12 protein-coding genes and 2 tRNA genes are annotated in these 17213 nt (G+C 67.0%); all 14 read right to left on the bottom strand.

The genetic code is table 11. The annotated features are described in order from the left end of the window. Window positions 1-9 precede the first annotated feature (9 nt). The 14 genes from phoB to lon all read right to left on the bottom strand — a co-directional run bounded on the left by phoB (window position 10) and on the right by lon (window position 16888). Window positions 10-690, bottom strand: coding sequence for a phosphate regulon transcriptional regulator PhoB (gene phoB / locus IE266_RS13070; RefSeq protein ID WP_373310576.1), 681 nt, complete (start codon window positions 688-690; stop codon window positions 10-12). A gap of 5 nt (window positions 691-695) precedes the next feature. Beyond that, entirely contained in the window at window positions 696-1415 is a 720-nt protein-coding gene (phoU, locus tag IE266_RS13075; RefSeq protein ID WP_189680541.1) for a phosphate signaling complex protein PhoU, read from the bottom strand. 5 nt (window positions 1416-1420) lie between these two features. After that, the gene (pstB, locus tag IE266_RS13080) at window positions 1421-2218 is read right to left on the bottom strand and encodes a phosphate ABC transporter ATP-binding protein PstB (protein WP_189680585.1); all 798 of its coding nucleotides are present in this window, start codon (window positions 2216-2218) and stop codon (window positions 1421-1423) included. A gap of 14 nt (window positions 2219-2232) precedes the next feature. Next, window positions 2233-3588 carry a phosphate ABC transporter permease PstA gene (gene pstA / locus IE266_RS13085; RefSeq protein WP_189680542.1) on the bottom strand — a complete coding sequence of 452 codons (1356 nt, stop codon included), beginning with the start codon at window positions 3586-3588 and terminating at the stop codon, window positions 2233-2235. After that, window positions 3585-5045: a phosphate ABC transporter permease subunit PstC gene (gene pstC, locus IE266_RS13090; RefSeq protein WP_189680543.1), complete on the bottom strand. Its 1461-nt coding sequence runs from the start codon at window positions 5043-5045 to the stop codon at window positions 3585-3587. Before pstC ends, pstA begins: the two co-directional genes overlap by 4 nt. Window positions 5046-5110: 65 nt before the next feature. Further along, window positions 5111-6145 carry a substrate-binding domain-containing protein gene (locus IE266_RS13095; RefSeq protein WP_189680544.1) on the bottom strand — a complete coding sequence of 345 codons (1035 nt, stop codon included), beginning with the start codon at window positions 6143-6145 and terminating at the stop codon, window positions 5111-5113. 156 nt (window positions 6146-6301) lie between these two features. Next, complete coding sequence (locus tag IE266_RS13100; RefSeq protein WP_189680545.1) at window positions 6302-7177, bottom strand: transglutaminase family protein; 876 nt, start codon at window positions 7175-7177, stop codon at window positions 6302-6304. Next, window positions 7177-9567 carry a circularly permuted type 2 ATP-grasp protein gene (locus IE266_RS13105; protein WP_189680546.1) on the bottom strand — a complete coding sequence of 797 codons (2391 nt, stop codon included), beginning with the start codon at window positions 9565-9567 and terminating at the stop codon, window positions 7177-7179. Before IE266_RS13105 ends, IE266_RS13100 begins: the two co-directional genes overlap by 1 nt. 19 nt (window positions 9568-9586) lie before the next feature. Then, entirely contained in the window at window positions 9587-12919 is a 3333-nt protein-coding gene (locus IE266_RS13110; RefSeq protein WP_189680547.1) for a transglutaminase family protein, read from the bottom strand. Between the two features lie 116 nt (window positions 12920-13035). Continuing rightward, window positions 13036-13111 (bottom strand) — tRNA-Val (locus IE266_RS13115). A 49-nt stretch (window positions 13112-13160) separates the two neighbouring features. Beyond that, a complete protein-coding gene (locus IE266_RS13120; RefSeq protein WP_189680548.1) occupies window positions 13161-13763 on the bottom strand; it encodes a histidine phosphatase family protein in 603 nt (200 codons plus the stop codon). Window positions 13764-13831: 68 nt separating this feature from the next. Next, a tRNA-Val gene (locus IE266_RS13125) sits at window positions 13832-13906 on the bottom strand. A 19-nt stretch (window positions 13907-13925) separates the two neighbouring features. Further along, window positions 13926-14297, bottom strand: coding sequence for an HU family DNA-binding protein (locus tag IE266_RS13130; RefSeq protein ID WP_189680549.1), 372 nt, complete (start codon window positions 14295-14297; stop codon window positions 13926-13928). A 182-nt stretch (window positions 14298-14479) separates the two neighbouring features. Beyond that, a complete protein-coding gene (lon, locus tag IE266_RS13135; protein WP_189680550.1) occupies window positions 14480-16888 on the bottom strand; it encodes an endopeptidase La in 2409 nt (802 codons plus the stop codon). Window positions 16889-17213: the final 325 nt, after the last annotated feature.

Consider the following 17213-nt stretch of genomic DNA (forward strand, 5'->3'; position numbering starts at 1 on the left):
AGCGCGGGATCACCCCAGCGCGTAGCCCGATCCCCGCACGGTGCGGATCGCATCCGACCCGCCGTGGCGGCCAAGCGCCTTGCGCAGGCGGCCGATATGGACGTCGACGGTGCGGGTGTCGACATAGATGTCGCGGCCCCAGACCCGGTCGAGCAGCTGCTCGCGGCTCCACACCCGGCCCGGTTTTTCCATGAAGGTCGAAAGCAGCCGGAATTCGATCGGCCCGAGCTTCAGCTCGCGTTCGCCGCGGAACACCTTGTGGGCCTCGGAATCGAGCAGGATATCCTCGAAGACCAGCCGCTCGCCCACCGTGGCGGGACGCGAGCGGCGCAGCTGCGACTTGACCCGCGCCATCAGTTCGATCACCGAATAGGGCTTGGTCACATAGTCGTCGGCCCCGGTTTCGAGCCCGCGCACCTTGTCGAGTTCCTCGGAACGGGCCGAGATCATGATGACCGGGGTCAGCCGCGAGGCCGGCCGCAGCTTGATCCGCCGGCAGACCTCGATCCCCGAGGTGCCCGGCAGCATCCAGTCGAGCAGGATCAGGTCGGGCGCCTCCTCCTCGACCAGCAGCAAGGCCTCGGAACCGTCCGCCGCGCGGATCACCCGGAACCCCTCGCTTTCGAGGTTGTAGGTCAGCATCTCGGCCTGGGCCGGTTCGTCCTCGACGACCAGCACCGAAGGCTGCATGTCACTCACTGGATCGGGCCTTCCTGCAGGGTCAGCGAGGTCCGGTCCTGCTTGGGCCGGTCATCGTCGGGCAGTTCGCCGGTGACCATGTAGATGGTCTGTTCGGCGATATTGGTGGCGTGGTCGCCCACCCGCTCGATGTTCTTGGCGATGAAGTGCAGCTGCATCCCCACGGCGATATTGCGCGGGTCCTCCATCATGTGGGTGAGCAGCGAGCGGAACAGCGTGTTGTAGATCTGGTCCGCCTCGGCATCGCGTGCGATGACCTCCTGCGACTTGGCGACGTCGCGCTGGATATAGGCGTCGAGCGCGTCCTTCATCATCTCTTCGACATAGCGCGACATCCGCCGCAGCGCGCCATGCGCGCCCTCGATCTCGGTGCCGCCGGTCACGGTCAACGTGCGCTTGGCGATGTTCTTGGCATAGTCGCCGCAGCGTTCCAGGTGCGAACTGATCTCCATCACGGCCAGCACCAGCCGCAGGTCGATGGCGGTGGGCGCGCGCAGGGCGATCAGCCGCGCGGCCTCGGTCTTGACCGTCACGTCCAGCGCGTCGATGGCCTTGTCGCCGGCGCGGACCTGTTCGGCCAGCTCGACGTCGCGGTTCTCCAGCGCGGCCGCGGCATTGGCCAGCGCCGCCTCGACCAGGCCGCCCATCTTCATCACGTTGGCCTGGATGCTCTCCAGGTCGCGGTCGAAGGAGGAAAGGATATGTTTGTCGTTCATGGCACTCATCCGATACGTCCCGTGATGTAGCTTTCGGTCCGGCTGTCCTGCGGGCGGGTGAAGATCTGGTCGGTGTCGCCGAATTCGACCAGGTTGCCGAGGTGGAAGAAGGCGGTCTTCTGACTGACCCGTGCGGCCTGCTGCATCGAGTGGGTGACGATCACCACCGAATAGTCCTGGCGCAGCTCGTCGATCAGCTCCTCGACCTGGGCGGTGGCGATCGGGTCGAGCGCCGAACAGGGTTCGTCCATCAGCAGCACTTCCGGCTCGGTCGCCACGGCGCGGGCGATGCAGAGACGCTGCTGCTGGCCGCCCGAGAGGCCGGTGCCCGGTGATTGCAGGCGGTCCTTCACCTCGTTCCAGATCGCCCCGCGGCGCAGCGCACGCTCGACGATATCGTCAAGCTCGGCCTTGTTGCGGGCCAGGCCGTGGATGCGAGGGCCATAGGCGACGTTGTCATAGATCGACTTCGGGAAGGGGTTCGGCTTCTGGAACACCATGCCGACCTTGGCGCGCAGCTGCACCGGATCGACACGGCGGTCGTAGATGTCCTCGCCTTCCAGCAGTATCGTGCCCTCGACGCGGCAGCTGTCGATGGTGTCGTTCATCCGGTTGATGCAGCGCAGGAAGGTCGACTTGCCGCAGCCCGACGGACCGATGAAGGCAGTCACGGTCTTGTCCTGGATGTCGACGCTCACATCCTTCAGGGCGTGCGTCTCACCGTAATAGACCTGCACGTTCCGCGCGGAGATCTTGGTGGCTTTCTGGTCCAACTTGGCCTCTCTCTCGGGGCTGTCATACATGTTCATGTCCTTTCCTACCACCGACGCTCGAAACGGCGACGCAGAATGATCGCGATGATGTTCATGGCCATCAGGAAGATCAGCAGCACGATGATCGCTCCGGAGGCCCGTTCGATAAAGGCCGGATCGCCGCGCTGGGTCCAGTTGTAGACCTGCACCGGCAGCGCCGAGGCCGGGTCGAAGAAGCCCTCAGGCGGCGCGCCCGGGTATTCGCGGACGAAGGCGACCATGCCGATCAGCAGCAGCGGCGCGGTCTCGCCAAGCGCCTGGGCCAGGCCGATGATCGTGCCGGTCAGGATGCCGGGCGCGGCCAGCGGCAGCACGTGGTGCATGATCGACTGCATCTTCGAGGCGCCGACGCCCAGTGCCGCATCGCGGATGGAGGGCGGCACCGCCTTCAACGCCGCGCGGGTGGCGATGATGATGGTCGGCAGGGTCATCAGCGTCAGAACCAGGCCGCCGACGATGGGCGCCGATTGCGGCAGGCCGACGAAGTTGATGAAGACCGCGAGGCCGAGGATACCGAAGACGATGGAGGGCACCGCGGCGAGGTTCGAGATGTTCACCTCGATCAGGTCGGTCCAGCGGTTCTTCGGCGCGAATTCCTCGAGGTAGATCGAGGCGGCCACGCCGATTGGCAGCGCCAGCACCAGCACGATCAGCATCATGTAGGCCGAGCCGAGAATGGCGACGCCCAGACCGGCGGCCTCGGGCCGGGTGTCCGAGGCGTCGGGCGCGGTGAACAGGCCCCAGTTGAACTTCATCTCGATCACGCCGGCGGCGCGCAGCTTGTCGGCCAGCTGGAGCTGCTCGGGCGAGATGTTGCGGTCGAGCGCGGCGCTTTCCATGGTGACGCGGCCCTTGAAGTAGCCATCGACCCGGCCGTTGGCCAGCATCGGGAAGCTCAGCGTCTCGCCGATCCGCTCGGGGTGGGCCATGACGAAGCGGCGCAGGGTCGCGGCGGCCTCGTCCGAGATCAGCCCGGCGGCCTGCTTGGCATTGACGCCCTCGGTGGTTGCGCCGGCCTTCTCGATGGCCGTCTGCATCGCCGCCTGGATCAGCGGCGCATAGCCGAAGGTCGTGACCTTGGCGATCTTCGCCGGGTCGCGGTCGCCGGCCTTGTCGAGCTTGGCGGGGTCGAGGAAGACCTCGAGCGTCACATGGGTCTGGCGGAAGGACGAAAGGCCATTGCCCAAGATCGAGACCAGCAGACCGACCAGCGCCAGCACGGCGATGGCGACGGCGATGGCCCCCATCATGCGGAAGCGGGCCTCGGCGGCGTTGCGCCGCTTGGTGCGCGCGTCGAGGGTCAGCAGCGACGAGGGGCGCGGCGCGGCGGCATTGGCAGGAGAAGCGGTGAGGTCGGTCATTCGTACTGCTCCCGGTATTTGCGCACGATCACCAGCGCAACGATGTTCAGGCCCAGGGTAAAGGTGAAGAGCGTCAGGCCGAGCGCGAAGGCCACCAGCGTCTCGGGGCTGGCGAACTCGGTATCGCCGGTCAGCTGGCTGACGATCTTGACGGTGACGGTGGTCATCGCCTCGAGCGGGTTGAGGCTGAGCTTGGCCGCCGCCCCTGCCCCCATGACCACGATCATGGTCTCGCCGATGGCGCGGCTCGCGGCCAGCAGCACCGCGCCGACGACGCCGGGCAGCGCCGCGGGCAGGATCACTTGGCGGATGGTCTCGGACTGGGTCGCGCCGAGCCCGTAGGAACCGTCGCGCAGCGACTGCGGCACGGCGTTGATGATGTCATCTGACAGCGAGGAGACGAAGGGGATCAGCATGATGCCCATGACCAGCCCCGCGGTCAGCACCGACGACGAGGAGTTGCCCAGGCCCAGCGGCTGGGCCAGCCAGTCGCGCAGCAGCGGACCGACGGTAATCAGGGCGAAGAGACCGTAGACGATGGTCGGAATGCCGGCCAGCACCTCGATCGCCGGCTTGGCCAGCGAGCGCACGGTCTTGCTGGCGTATTCCGAGAGGTAGATGGCGATCATCAGCCCGATCGGCACCGCGAAGAGCAGCGCGACGAAGCTGACATAGAAGGTGCCCCAGAGCAGCGGGATGATGCCCAGCTCGGAACCGCCGCGGAACTGCGGGTTCCAGACGGTGGAGAAGAAGAACTCGGTCGCCGGATACATCCGGAAGAAGTTGATCGTCTCGCTCAGCAGCGAGAGCACGATGCCGGCGGTGGTCAGGATCGCCACGGTCGAGGCGCCGATCAGCAGCGCCTTGACGAAGGTCTCGCTGATGTTGCGGGCGCGCATGTCGGGCGAGACGCGGCTCAGCATGTAGCCGCCCGCGACCAGCGCCAGCGCAAGGACCGCGATGGTCATTGCCAGCGATCCGGCGTTGTTGGCCGCGCGCATCGCCTTGGCGGCCTCGAAGACCGGAGCCGAGACGTCCGACCCCAGCGCCACGCCGACGCCGCCCAGCCGTTCGCGCAGGTTGGTGGTCTCGGCGCTCATCCGTGCCAGGTCGCCTTCGCTCAGCCCGGCGCTGGTCATCAGCGCATCGAGCCCGCCGGCGATCCGGCGGACATCGGCCATCACCAGGCTAAGCGCGCCGCCTTCGGGGATCGCGCTCTCGGGGATCATCTCGCTGACGCGGGTCTCGACGACGATGGGCTGCACGAAAAGCCAGGCGCCCAGCACCAGGAGTGCGGGCACCGCGGTGAACAGGGCCACCGCCTGACCGTAGTAGGAGGGCAGCGAATGCAGGCGTCGGTCCTGGGACGCGGCCAGCGAAAGGGACCGGGACCGTCCGATGACATAGCCGACAACCGCCATGCCCAACACGATCAGCGCGATAAGTCCAACGCTCATGGGAAATCCGTCATTGCAATGCAGGGACGGGCGGCGCCGATGCGCCGCCCGCCGTTGGTCTCAGATCAGTTGCTGAGCGGGCCCATCGGGGTCCGGTTGGCAACCATTTCCTGGGTCTTGGCAAGTTCCGGGTCCGACACGAGGCCATAGGCGGCCAGCGGGCCATCGGGGCCTGCCATGTCGTCCGAGACGAAGAACTCGATGTATTCCTGCAGGCCGGGGATCACGTCCAGGTGGGCGTTCTTCACGTAGAAATACAGCGGGCGCGACACCGGGTATTCACCCTTGGCGATGGTCTCGACCGAGGGGACCACGCCGTCCATGGTGGCGACGCGCAGCTTGTCGGTGTTGTTCTGGTAGAACGACAGGCCGAAGACGCCGATGCCGTTCTTGTTGGCGTCCACGCGGGCCAGGGTCTCGGTGTAGTCGCCGTCGATATCGACCGACACGCCGTCGGTGCGCAGCGCCATGCAGGACTTGTCGGCCTTCTCGTCGCCCGAAGCCTTCAGGGCTTCCAGCGTGCCGTCGGCCTTGCAGCCGGCGTGGAGGACCTTCTCGTCGAAGACTTCACGGGTGCCGTGCTTGGTGCCGGGGATGAAGGCGAGGATCGGCTGCGCCGGCAGGTCGGCGCGGATCTCGTTCCAGTTCTTGTAGGGGTTGTCGATCAGCGCGCCGTCCTTGACGACCTTGGCGGCCAGCGCCTGGTGCCAATCGGCCGGGGTGAAGGCGAATTCGGCGCCGTTGATGTCCGAGGCGAAGACGATCCCGTCATAGCCGATGCGGACTTCCTGGATCTCGGTCACGCCGTTCTGGGCGCAGAGGTCGATGTCCGACTGCTTGATGCGCGACGAGGAGTTGGCGATGTCGATGGTGTTCTCGCCGACGCCCTCGCAGAGCTTCTTGCGGCCAGCGCCCGAACCGCCCGATTCGACAACCGGCGTCGGGAAGTCGAAGTTCTCGCCGAAGGCTTCGGCCACGATGGCGGCATAGGGAAGAACCGTGGAGGATCCTGCAACCTGAACCTGATCGCGGGCAGCGCCGGCAGTGGCGGAGATCGCCAGCAGGGCCAGGGCCGAGACGGAGGTCTTGATGGGGGACATGGTTTGCTCCTGAATGTCTGTTGGGCCGTTCGTCGGCCTCGGGGGCTGGGTAGTCACCTTCCGTGATGCTTATGCAAAGATTCCATGACAGTTTTGTAACAAGATCGGCTGCCGTGGCGGCAATCCTGTTATCTGGCGTTAATTATTCCGGGCGGGTCAGATTTCGATGATGTCGACGCTGTGCGATCCGCTCTGCGCGCCGAAGAAGCGCAGCATCCCTGTGACCGGGGCGATATCCGAGTAATCGCGGCCATAGCCCACAGTTACATGGTCGGAATCGACGAAACAGGCGTTGGTCGGGTCGTATTCGACCCAACCGGCCAGCCCGCCGGTCCACGCCCGGACCCAGGCGTGCATCGCATCGGCACCGGCGAGCCGGGGCTGGCCCGGCGGCGGTTCGGTGCGCAGGAAGCCCGCGACATAGGCCGCCGGGATGCCCAGACTTCGCAGGCCGGCAATCATGATTTGTGACATGTCCTGGCAAACCCCCTGCCGGCCGGCAAAGGCCTCGGCGATGGGGGTGTCGACGCTGGTGGCCTTGGCATCGAAGGTCATCGCCTCGTGCAGCGCCTCGCCCAGCCTTTGCACCGCCTCGCGCACCGAAGCCGCGCCCGCCACTGCGGCGGCGGCGAAGCTGGATATCTCGGGCACCACCGGCACCCGTGGCGAGGGCGCGAGGAAGTGATGCGGCGACTGCGCGTCGAGGTCGCGTACCGAGGCGATCTCGGCCGGCAGCGCCGCCAGCGGCGCCGACTGGTCGAACCCGGCCTGCCGCATCTCGCGACGCACCTCGGCGGCGAGGTCGAAACGAACCTCGCTCAGCCCCGAGGGGAAGGCCAGCTCGATCACCTCGGTGCCGAAGAAATCGGTGAAGCTGCGCCGCTCGGCGGGTCTGGGGGTGACCGTCACCTCGCAGGAGGTCACCTGCTGCACACCGGGTAGCCGCGCCGGGCAGATCCGCAGCAGCTGCCGACCGTCGCCCGAGGGCCGGTCGAAGGCGTAGCGGATCGACATGGTCAGGCGGTAGCGCATCAGCGGAAATAGGCCTCGGTCATCAGGTCGGAAAGCGCAGCGATACGCGCGCCCAGGTCGGCGAGTTCCGCCGGGCCCAGCGTTTCCGGGTCGGCGGTGGCAAAATCGGCATAAAGCCGCAGCGCCGCGCGCGCCAGCGGCGACAGCGCGCCGTGTTCGTTGGCATGGGGCAGCATGTCGATCTGCTCGCGCAGCTCGTCCACCTGGTGCCGCAGCGAGCGCGGGTTCAGCGCGTCGAGCGCCAGCAATTCGATCACCGTCTCACGCGAGGCAGCGACGCTGAAGCGGCGGCGGTGGGTCAGCACGCTGTCGCCCACCTCGATCGCCATGTCGAGCGCGCCGGGCGGCAGCTCGGGGTCGGTCAGCACTTCGAGCATCCGCGCCATGTTCATCGCCCGCTCGTGCTGCCGCCCGATGGTGAGAAAGCGCCAGCCGGCAAAGCGATACATGTTCTCGTGCACGAGGCCGGTGATCCCGGCGAGCTTGCGCAGCAGCGCGCTCAGCGCCCGCGCGGCATCGTCGCCGGGCGTCACGTTGCGCGCCATCCGTCGCGCGGTCTTGTCGATATCGGCCAGCGCCGACCAGGCGTCGGGCGAGAAGCGGTCGCGCACCTTGCCCGCGCTGGAGATCGCCGCGCCCAGAGTGTCGAGCAGGCCCTGCGGGATGCCCTCCTTCGGGTCCAGCCCCATCCCTTTCAGCAGCGGCGCCGCCGCGTCGAGCAGGGGTTGCGCCGCCGCGCCCGCCTCGGCCTGACGCACGTGGCAGGCGCGCAGCAGGCGCACCATGCTCTCGGTCCGTTCGATGTAGCGGCCAAGCCAGAACAGGTTGTCGGCAGACCGCGAGGGGAGCGCCCCCGGCGTGGCGCGGCGGTCGCGCGCGCTGTCGGGACCGGCGAGGCTGGGCGTGGGCACGGGTTCGGGGCTGACGACCCAGACATCCGCCGCGCTGCCGCCGCGCTGCATGGCGATGGCCGCCGGGTCCGGGCTGCTGCCGATCCGTGCGAAGCCGCCCGGCATCACCTGCCAGCCCTCCGGCGTGCGTGCAAGGAAGACCCGCAGCGACATCGGCCGCGGCTCGAACCGCCCCTCGACCACCGCCGGCGTGGTCGAAAGCGTCACCGCCTCCTGCGCCACCAGCGCGCCGCTCTCGCGGGCGATCCGTTCGGCCAGCGCGTCGGGGGGCATATCCCCTGCCCGCTCGGGTTCCGGCCCGGCGGAATCGAAGGGCATCCCCGTGGCGAAGGCATTGCTGAGCAGCATCCGTTCGGGCGCACCCAGCACCGCCGCCCGCGCCTTGGCATCGCCGCACCACCAGGTGGCGATATTGTTCATCTTCAGCGGCGCGCCGAGAAGGTGGGGCGCCAGCTTGGGCAGGAAGGCCATCAGCGCCCGCGTCTCCAGCACCCCCGACCCCAGCGCGTTCACCATCTCGAAGCCGCCCGCCCGCAGCGCCGAGATCATCCCCGGCGTGCCGAGCTGGCTGCGGTGGTCGAGTTCCAGCGGATCGGCCCAGGCCGAATCCAGCCGCCGCCACAGCACCTCGACCGGGCGCAGCCCCGAGACGGTGCGCAGCATCAGGTGGCCGTCGACGACCGTCAGATCCTCGCCCTGCACCAGGTTGAAGCCGAGGTAGCGCGCGATATAGGCGTGTTCGAAGTAGGTGTCGTTCAGCGGCCCCGGCGTCAGGATCGCGACCCGGCTTTCGGCATCGTGCCGACTGGCCATCAGCGCATCGCGGAACTCGCGGAAGAAACCGGCGAGGCGCTGTACATGCTCCTGCGCGTAATGCTCGGAGAAGGCCCGCGCCGTGGCAACACGGTTCTCCAGCGCATAGCCCGCGCCCGAGGGCGCCTGCGCCCGGTCGGCCAGCACCCACCATTTGCCATCCGGCCCGCGCCCCAGTTCGAAGGCCAGGAAATGCAGGTATTTGCCCGAGCGCGGCCGCACGCCGACCATCGGGCGCAGCCATTCCGGGTTCGCCGCCACCAGTTCGGCCGGCAGCTTGCCCGCCGCGACCAGCGCGTTCGGCCCGTAGAGGTCGGCCATCACCGCTTCGAGCAGGTCGGCCCGCTGCACCAGGGCAGTGCTGATCTCGTCCCAGTCGGCCTCGCCGATCAGCACCGGCACATGGCTCAGCGGCCAGGGCCGTTCGACCGACAGGCCGCCGCCGTACTGGCGGAAGAAGACCCCGCTATCGAGCAGATACTGGTCGGCCCGCGCGATATGGCGCGCCAGGTCCTCGGGACCGAGGCCGCCGAGGTGCGCGGCAAGCTGCGACCAGAGCGGACGGATGGCCCCCTGGGCGTCTAGGTATTCGTCCTGCACCCCCGGCAGCGGCATATATCCCGCCAGCCCCCGGCCCGAGGCCGAAGGGACATCCTGACCCGCCATGGCTGGCTCCATCCCCTGTTCAGACCCCGGCGTGCCGCCGAAGGTCGAGCGTCATCGGGAATTCCCGATGGATCCGCTCGGCCCGGACGGAATACTGGGTTCCGGGACGATAGCCATGCGGCTCGAAGCGTGCAAGGCGGCGGGCCTCGGCCTCGTTGTTGTTGACCGGGAAGGTGTCGTAGTTGCGCCCGCCCGGATGCGCGACGTGGTAGACGCAGCCGCTGATCGGCATTCCCGACCAGGTGTCGAAGATGTCGAAGGTCAGCGGCGCGTCGACCGGCACCACCGGATGCATCGCCGAGGCCGCCTGCCAGGCCTTGTAGCGCACGCCCGCCACCGCCTCGCCGCCGCCGATGTCGCGCAGCGGCACCCGGCGGCCATTGCAGAGCACGTCATAGCGCCCTGGCTCGGCGGCCTTCAGCTTGACCTGCAAGCGCTCGGTCGAACTGTCGGTATAGCGCACCGTGCCGCCGATGGCACCGGTCTCGCCCAGCACGTGCCAGGGCTCCAGCGCCTGGCGCAGTTCGAGCTTGGTGCCCTCGGCCTCGACCTCGCCGCAGAAGGGGAAGCGGAACTCGCCCTGGGCGACGAACCATTCCTCCTGCATCGGAAAGCCGTGGTGGCGCAGGTCGGCGAGCACGTCGCGGAAATCCTCCCAGACGTAGTGCTGCAACATGAAGCGGTCATGCAGCGCGGTGCCCCAGCGGGTCAGGTCGCCCTGCGCCGGGGTCTTCCAGAACCGCGCGATCAGCGCCCGCAGCAGCAACTGCTGCGCCAGGCTCATCCGCGCGTCGGGCGGCATCTCGAAGCCGCGGAACTCCACCAGCCCCAGCCGCCCGGTCGGCCCTTCGGGCGAGTAGAGCTTGTCGATGCAGATCTCGGCCCGGTGGGTGTTGCCGGTCACGTCGGTCAGCATGTTCCGCAGCAGCCGGTCGACCAGCCAGGGGAAGGGCTGCTGCCCCTGCCCCGGCGCCGGAATCTGCGCCAGCGCGATCTCCATCTCGTAGAGGCTGTCATGCCGCGCCTCGTCGATCCGTGGCGCCTGGCTGGTCGGGCCGATGAACAGGCCCGAGAAGAGGTAGGAGAGCGAGGGGTGCCGGTTCCAGTGCAGGATCAGGCTCTTGAGCAGGTCAGGGCGGCGCAGGAAGGGGCTGTCGTTGGTATTGGCGCCGCCAACGACGACATGGTTGCCGCCGCCGGTGCCGCAATGCTTGCCGTCGATCATGAACTTGTCGGCGCCCAGCCGCGACTGGCGGGCCTCCTCGTAGACGGCGGTGGTGATATCGACGCAGTCCTGCCAGTTCTTCGCCGGGTGGATGTTCACCTCGATCACGCCCGGATCGGGGGCCACACGGATCACGTTCAGGCGCGGGTCATGCGGCGGCTGGTAGCCCTCGACATGCACCTTCAGCCCCAGCCGCAGCGCCGCGCTCTCGGCGGCGCGCAGCAGGTCGAGGTAGTCCTCGAGCTCGGGCACCGGCGGCATGAAGATGCAGAGCCGCCCCTCGCGCGGTTCCACCGTCAGCGCGGTGCGCACATAGCCGTCGATCTCGTCCAGGCTCTGGCCCACCACGTCCTGCACCGGGGTCGCGGCGGTGAAGCTCGCCAGCGGCTGGCTCTTGCGCAACTCGTCCAGCGGTTCGGGATCGGCCAGCTTGGGGCGTTCCTCGGTCGGGTCGGCAGGATTGATGTAGGGGAATTGCGCCGGTGTCAGGTAGGAGAGGCTCCCCAGTGGCAGACGATAGCCGACCGGGCTGTCGCCGGGAACGAGGAACATCTTGCCCCGCCGCAGCTTCCAGCGTTCCGACAGCCACTTGCGCTTGCCCCGACCCGATTGCCAGGGCTGCACCGGCAGCACGAAGCCCACCGGCTCGGTCAGGCCCCGGTTGAAGACGGTGGCAAGCCGGTGCCGCTCCTCGGGGTCCTTCAGCTTGGAGTTATCCGGCGTCACGTTCTCGGGCAGGTTGGCTTCCTTCACCAGCCACTCCGCCGGATCTTCGAAGGCCGGGAAGATATTGTCCTCGGGCACATCCAGTTCGGCCGCGATCTCGCGCAATAGCTCCTGCGCCTGCTCCTTGTCGGCGCCGAATTCCTCGCCCTCGTCGGCGATCAGCTCGGGGTTCTGCCAGACCGGCTGCCCGTCGTCGCGCCAGTAGAGCGAGAAGGTCCACCTTGGCAGCGTCTCGCCAGGATACCACTTGCCCTGCCCGTAATGCAGGAAACCGCCCGGCGCGAAACGGTTGCGCAGGCGGCGGATCAGCTTGTCGGCCAGCACCCGCTTGGTCGGTCCGACGGCGGCGGTGTTCCACTCGTCGGATTCGAAGTCGTCGATCGAGACAAAGGTCGGCTCGCCGCCCATCGTCAGCCGCACGTCGCCCTCTTCCAGCGCCTTGTCGACCTTCGCCCCGAGGGCGTTCAGCTGTTCCCAGGCCTCGTCGCTGAACGGCTTGGTGATGCGCGGATGTTCGGCCACCCGCGAGACCTTCATGTCGAAGGCGAATTGCACCTCGGGCGTGCCCGCCGCCGAGAACCCGCCCGAGATCGGCGCGGCGCTGCGGTAATGCGGCGTCGCCGCCAGCGGGATATGGCTCTCGCCGGTCAGGAGGCCGGAGGTCGGGTCCAGCCCGATCCAGCCCGCCCCCGGCAGATAGACCTCGGCCCAGGCGTGCAGGTCGGTGAAGTCGACATCCGTGCCCGAGGGCCCGTCGAGCGACTTGAGGTCGGGTTTCAGCTGGATCAGATAGCCCGAGACAAACCGCGCCGCGAAGCCGAAGTGGCGCAGCGCCTGCACCAGCAGCCAGCTCGAATCCCGACAGGACCCGCTTTGCAGCGACAGCGTCTCCTCGGGCGTCTGAACCCCCGGCTCCATCCGGATGGTATAGTTCACATGGCCCGAGATCTTGGCGTTCAGGTTCACCACGAAATCGACCGAGCGCACCTTGTCGCGCGGTACCGTCTTGAGGAAGGCCGCCAGTTCCGGCCCGACCGGGTCGGGCTTGAGATAGGCCTCGAGGTCTCTCTTGAGATCGGGCGCGTATTCGAAGGGCCAGTGCTCGGCGGTATCCTCGACGAAGAAGTCGAAGGGATTGTAGACCGTCATGTCGGCCACCAGGTCGACCTCGATCTTGAACTCGGTCACCGGCTCGGGGAAGACGAACCGCGCCATCCAGTTGCCGAAGGGGTCTTGCTGGTGATTGACGAAATGCCCACCGGGCGCGACCTTCAGCGAATGCGAGATCACCCGCGTCCGGCTGTGCGGCGCCGGGCGCAGGCGGATCACCTGCGGACCCAGGAGCACCGGACGGTCGTAGCGGTAATGCGTGAGGTGATAGATACTTGCCGTGATCGCCATGAGTGTCCCGCAGTCCCTGTTCCCTGCGGATCACCTTGCCGCCCCTTCCCGCCAAAGGAAAGCGGCGGCACGGGGCATCGCCCTGAAATTCAGCGCCTATGATGCAGGATTGGGCATGGTGGGTGGTGAGGGACTCGAACCCCCGACATCTTCGGTGTAAACGAAGCGCTCTACCAACTGAGCTAACCACCCGCTGTGCCGCATGTAGCCAAGCGCGGCGGGCGACGCAAGCGGGTCGCGTTCAGATCCCGCCTTTGTCGGCGTTCTCCTCGACCAGGCGTTCACTTCTGCCGGCCCTGACCCGGTAGACCACGCCCTGCCCGCCCTCGAGCGTCTCGAATGCCTGCCAGGGCAGCCCCAGCGCGATGCAGCGCAGCAGCCGGCTGGCGATTCCGTGGGTCACGACCACCGCCGGGCGGCGCAGTTCGGCCAGGAAGGCGGCGAGGCGGTCGTGCACTTCCGGCAGCCTCTCACCGCCGGGAATCGCGTGGTAGAAGGCCAGCGGCGCGGCGGGATCGAACAGCTCGGGTGCCTCGGCGGCGATTTCGTCATGCAGCCGGCCGGTCCAGAGGCCCATGTCGATCTCTGCCAGGCGTGGCTCGATGTTCAGCTCGGCCCCCAGCCCCTCCGAAGCGATCCGCGCCGTCTGCACCGTGCGCCCGCGCGGAGAGACGAACCAGTCGAAGCCCGCAACGCCCGCGCGCCGCAGGATTGCGTTCTGCATCCGCGCCTGCGCCTGCCCCAGTTCGGTCAACTCGCTGTCCAGCGAACCCTGCATCCGCCCCTCGCGATTCCAGCCGGTCTCGCCGTGGCGCAGCACCAGGAGTTCGGGAAAAGCGGTCATGCAAAAGGAAACGGCCCCGGACTCGAGTAGCGCTTGCGCGCGGCGATTCCGGGGCCGTCCTTGAAGAATGGTGGGTGATAAGAGATTTGAACTCCTGACATCTTCGATGTGAACGAAGCGCTCTACCACTGAGCTAATCACCCGTGCGGCCGGGTATTAGCGTCACTCGCCGGTGTCTGCAAGGGGGTCTTTCCCACTATCTTTCACCCCTGCCCCGCGACGCAGCTTGAGCACGCTGAGGCTGCCCTTTTCCTTCTGCTCGGTGCGCGCCACCCGCAGCCGGCCGAGCGGCGGCAGGTTCAGCGGGCGTCCGGCCTCGATGGCCTCGCCAAGCGCGGAAAGGATCGCCTCGACGGCGGGTTTGACGGCCTTCTTCTGCAGGCCCGATCTGGCGACCACCAGTTCGATCAGTTCGGCCTTCTTGAGATCGGCGCCTGCGGCCGGGGCCGCGCCGTCGACCTTGGCCTTGGCCTTGCGCCTGGGTCGGGCTGCCTTGGCGGCGACGGAATCGGCGGGGGGTTTGGTTGTGGGCATGGGCAAGGGCCTTGCTGCATTGATGTCGCGCGCAGGCTAGCGCAAGGGCATGGTGGGCGCCAGATGGTGGTCGTGCCGCGGATGCCGGGCGGCGGAAGACTGCCCTCAGGCGGGCGCTACCCTAAAACGCAAAACGCCCCCGCGGTTTCCCGCGGGGGCGCCTCGATTTCAGAGCGTCACGCTCAATGCGCGGTGGCGCTTGCCGTATCGTCGCGCTTGAGCGCGGCCTGGGCTGCCGCCGCCTCTTCGGCCGCCTCGTCCCATTCGATCGGCTCGGGCGCGCGCACCAGCGCCAGTTTCAGCACTTCCGAGACGTGTTTGACCGGCACGATCTCGAGCCCCGCTTTCACGTTCTCGGGGATATCCGGCAGATCCTTCTCGTTCTCCTCGGGGATCAGCACCGTCTTGATGCCACCGCGAAGCGCCGCGAGCAGTTTCTCCTTCAATCCGCCGATCGGCATGGCGTTGCCGCGCAGGCTGACCTCGCCGGTCATGGCGATGTCCTTGCGGACCGGGATCTGCGTCAGGACCGAGACGATCGACGTCACCATGGCAAGACCGGCCGAAGGCCCGTCCTTGGGCGTTGCCCCGTCCGGCACGTGGACGTGAATGTCGATCGTGTCGAACTTGGTCGGCTTCACCCCGAGCGAGGGCGAGATCGAGCGGACATAGCTCGAAGCCGCGTCGATGCTCTCCTTCATCACGTCGCCCAGTTTCCCGGTCGTCTTCATCCGGCCCTTGCCCGGCAGGCGCAGCGCCTCGATCTGCAACAGCTCGCCCCCCACCGAGGTATAGGCCAGCCCGGTGACGACACCGATCTGATCCTCCTTCTCAGCCAGGCCGTGACGGTATTTCGGAACACCCAGGAACTTGTCCAGGTTCTCCGGCGTCACCACCACGCTCGTGGCTTCCTTGCGCACGATCTGGGTCAGCGCCTTGCGGGCGACCTTGGCGATCTCGCGCTCCAGGTTCCGCACGCCCGCCTCGCGGGTGTAGGTCTGGATGATCGCGGTCAGCGCCTCGTCCGTCAGGGTGAATTCCTTGGCCTTGAGGCCGTGGTTCTTCACCTGCTTCGGAATCAGGTGCTGCTTCGCGATCTCGCGCTTCTCGTCCTCGGTGTAGCCGGCCAGCGGGATGATCTCCATCCGGTCAAGCAGCGGCCCGGGCATGTTGTAGCTGTTGGACGTGGTCAGGAACATCACGTTCGACAGGTCGTATTCCACTTCCATGTAGTGGTCCACGAAGGTCGAGTTCTGTTCCGGGTCCAGCACCTCCAGCATCGCCGAGGCCGGGTCGCCACGGAAATCCTGGCCCATCTTGTCGATCTCGTCGAGCAGGATGAGCGGGTTCGTGGTCTTGGCCTTCTTCAGCGCCTGGATGATCTTGCCCGGCATCGAGCCGATATAGGTCCGGCGGTGGCCGCGGATCTCGGATTCGTCACGCACCCCGCCCAGCGAGATGCGGATGAACTCGCGCCCCGTGGCCTTGGCGACCGACTTGCCGAGCGAGGTCTTGCCGACACCCGGAGGGCCGACGAGGCACATGATCGGACCCTTCATCTTCTTGCTGCGCTGCTGCACGGCAAGATATTCGACGATCCGCTCCTTGACCTTCTCCAGACCGTAGTGATCGTCGTCCAGCACCTTCTGGGCGGCGTTCAGGTCCTTCTTGACGCGGCTCTTCACGCCCCACGGGATCGACAGCATCCAATCGAGGTAGTTGCGGACAACCGTGGCCTCGGCGCTCATCGGCGACATCGACTTCAGCTTCTTCAGCTCGGCATCGGCCTTTTCGCGGGCCTCCTTCGAAAGCTGCGTCGCCTCGATCTTGGCCTCCAGCTCGGCCACCTCGTTCGAACCGTCTTCGCCGTCGCCCAGCTCGCGCTGGATCGCCTTCATCTGTTCGTTGAGGTAATACTCGCGCTGGGTCTTCTCCATCTGCGACTTGACGCGGGTCTTGATCTTCTTCTCGACCTGCAGAACGCTGAGTTCGCCCTGCATCAGGCCATAGACCTTCTCCAGCCGGTCGCTGATCGACAGGGTCTCGAGAAGCTCCTGCTTCTGCTGAACCTCGATGCCCAGGTGGCCGGCGACGAGGTCGGCGAGCTTGGCGGGTTCGGTCGATTCGCTGACCGCGGTCAGAGCCTCTTCGGGGATGTTCTTGCGCACCTTGGCGTAGCGGGCGAATTCCTCGCTCACCGCGCGCTGCAGCGCAATCGTGGTTTCCTTGTCGCCCGGCTCTTCGGTCAGGTATTCGGCCCTGGCCTCGAAGAAGGCGTCATTCTCGACATATTCGGTGATGCGCACCCGCGCCTGCCCCTCGACCAGCACCTTCACGGTGCCATCGGGAAGCTTCAGCAGCTGCAGCACGTTTGCAAGCACGCCGGCCTTGTAGATGCCGTCCGGCGTGGGATCGTCGACCGAGGGGTCGATCTGGCTCGACAGCAGGATCTGCTTGTCGTCGGCCATGACCTCTTCCAGCGCCCGCACCGATTTCTCGCGTCCCACGAAGAGCGGGACGATCATATGCGGAAACACGACGATGTCGCGCAGCGGCAGGACGGGGTACGAGGAGTTCAGGGGTTCTTGCATGCTCGGTCCTTCTGTTGGCAAGACGGCACCGGCCCCGACAATCGGCAGCTCCCGGCCATCTCCACACTCGGAAAGGTTAAGTGGGGCTTGTGCTGCACCTTTTCAACCTTGCCCGCTTGGGTGTCCCGCAGCATGACCGCCCCCGCAGCCGAGGACAAGGTACGATCGGACCGAAGGAGGTCAAATCTCCCTACAACTCGCCGGAGTTCATGAAAGGCGCGGCAATCGCGGGCGTTTCGGGCCATTCCCGTCCCGATGCGCAACATTTCACACGGCTGTCACATGCCGCCGCCATCACTCCCGGCGGGCCCGAGGCCCGTTCCCT

Origin of the sequence: Seohaeicola zhoushanensis (genome assembly GCF_014656415.1) — a bacterium.
GTDB classification, from domain to species: Bacteria; Pseudomonadota; Alphaproteobacteria; order Rhodobacterales; family Rhodobacteraceae; genus Seohaeicola_A; species Seohaeicola_A zhoushanensis.

What these genes read in the sequence shown, in the direction of transcription:
- phoB (WP_373310576.1), bottom strand. Translation starts at nt 690, where the DNA reads ATGCAGCCTTCGGTGCTGGTCGTCGAGGACGAACCGGCCCAGGCCGAG.
- phoU (WP_189680541.1), bottom strand. Translation starts at nt 1,415, where the DNA reads ATGAACGACAAACATATCCTTTCCTCCTTCGACCGCGACCTGGAGAGC.
- pstB (WP_189680585.1), bottom strand. Translation starts at nt 2,218, where the DNA reads ATGTATGACAGCCCCGAGAGAGAGGCCAAGTTGGACCAGAAAGCCACC.
- pstA (WP_189680542.1), bottom strand. Translation starts at nt 3,588, where the DNA reads ATGACCGACCTCACCGCTTCTCCTGCCAATGCCGCCGCGCCGCGCCCC.
- pstC (WP_189680543.1), bottom strand. Translation starts at nt 5,045, where the DNA reads ATGAGCGTTGGACTTATCGCGCTGATCGTGTTGGGCATGGCGGTTGTC.
- IE266_RS13095 (WP_189680544.1), bottom strand. Translation starts at nt 6,145, where the DNA reads ATGTCCCCCATCAAGACCTCCGTCTCGGCCCTGGCCCTGCTGGCGATC.
- IE266_RS13100 (WP_189680545.1), bottom strand. Translation starts at nt 7,177, where the DNA reads ATGCGCTACCGCCTGACCATGTCGATCCGCTACGCCTTCGACCGGCCC.
- IE266_RS13105 (WP_189680546.1), bottom strand. Translation starts at nt 9,567, where the DNA reads ATGGCGGGTCAGGATGTCCCTTCGGCCTCGGGCCGGGGGCTGGCGGGA.
- IE266_RS13110 (WP_189680547.1), bottom strand. Translation starts at nt 12,919, where the DNA reads ATGGCGATCACGGCAAGTATCTATCACCTCACGCATTACCGCTACGAC.
- IE266_RS13120 (WP_189680548.1), bottom strand. Translation starts at nt 13,763, where the DNA reads ATGACCGCTTTTCCCGAACTCCTGGTGCTGCGCCACGGCGAGACCGGC.
- IE266_RS13130 (WP_189680549.1), bottom strand. Translation starts at nt 14,297, where the DNA reads ATGCCCACAACCAAACCCCCCGCCGATTCCGTCGCCGCCAAGGCAGCC.
- lon (WP_189680550.1), bottom strand. Translation starts at nt 16,888, where the DNA reads ATGCAAGAACCCCTGAACTCCTCGTACCCCGTCCTGCCGCTGCGCGAC.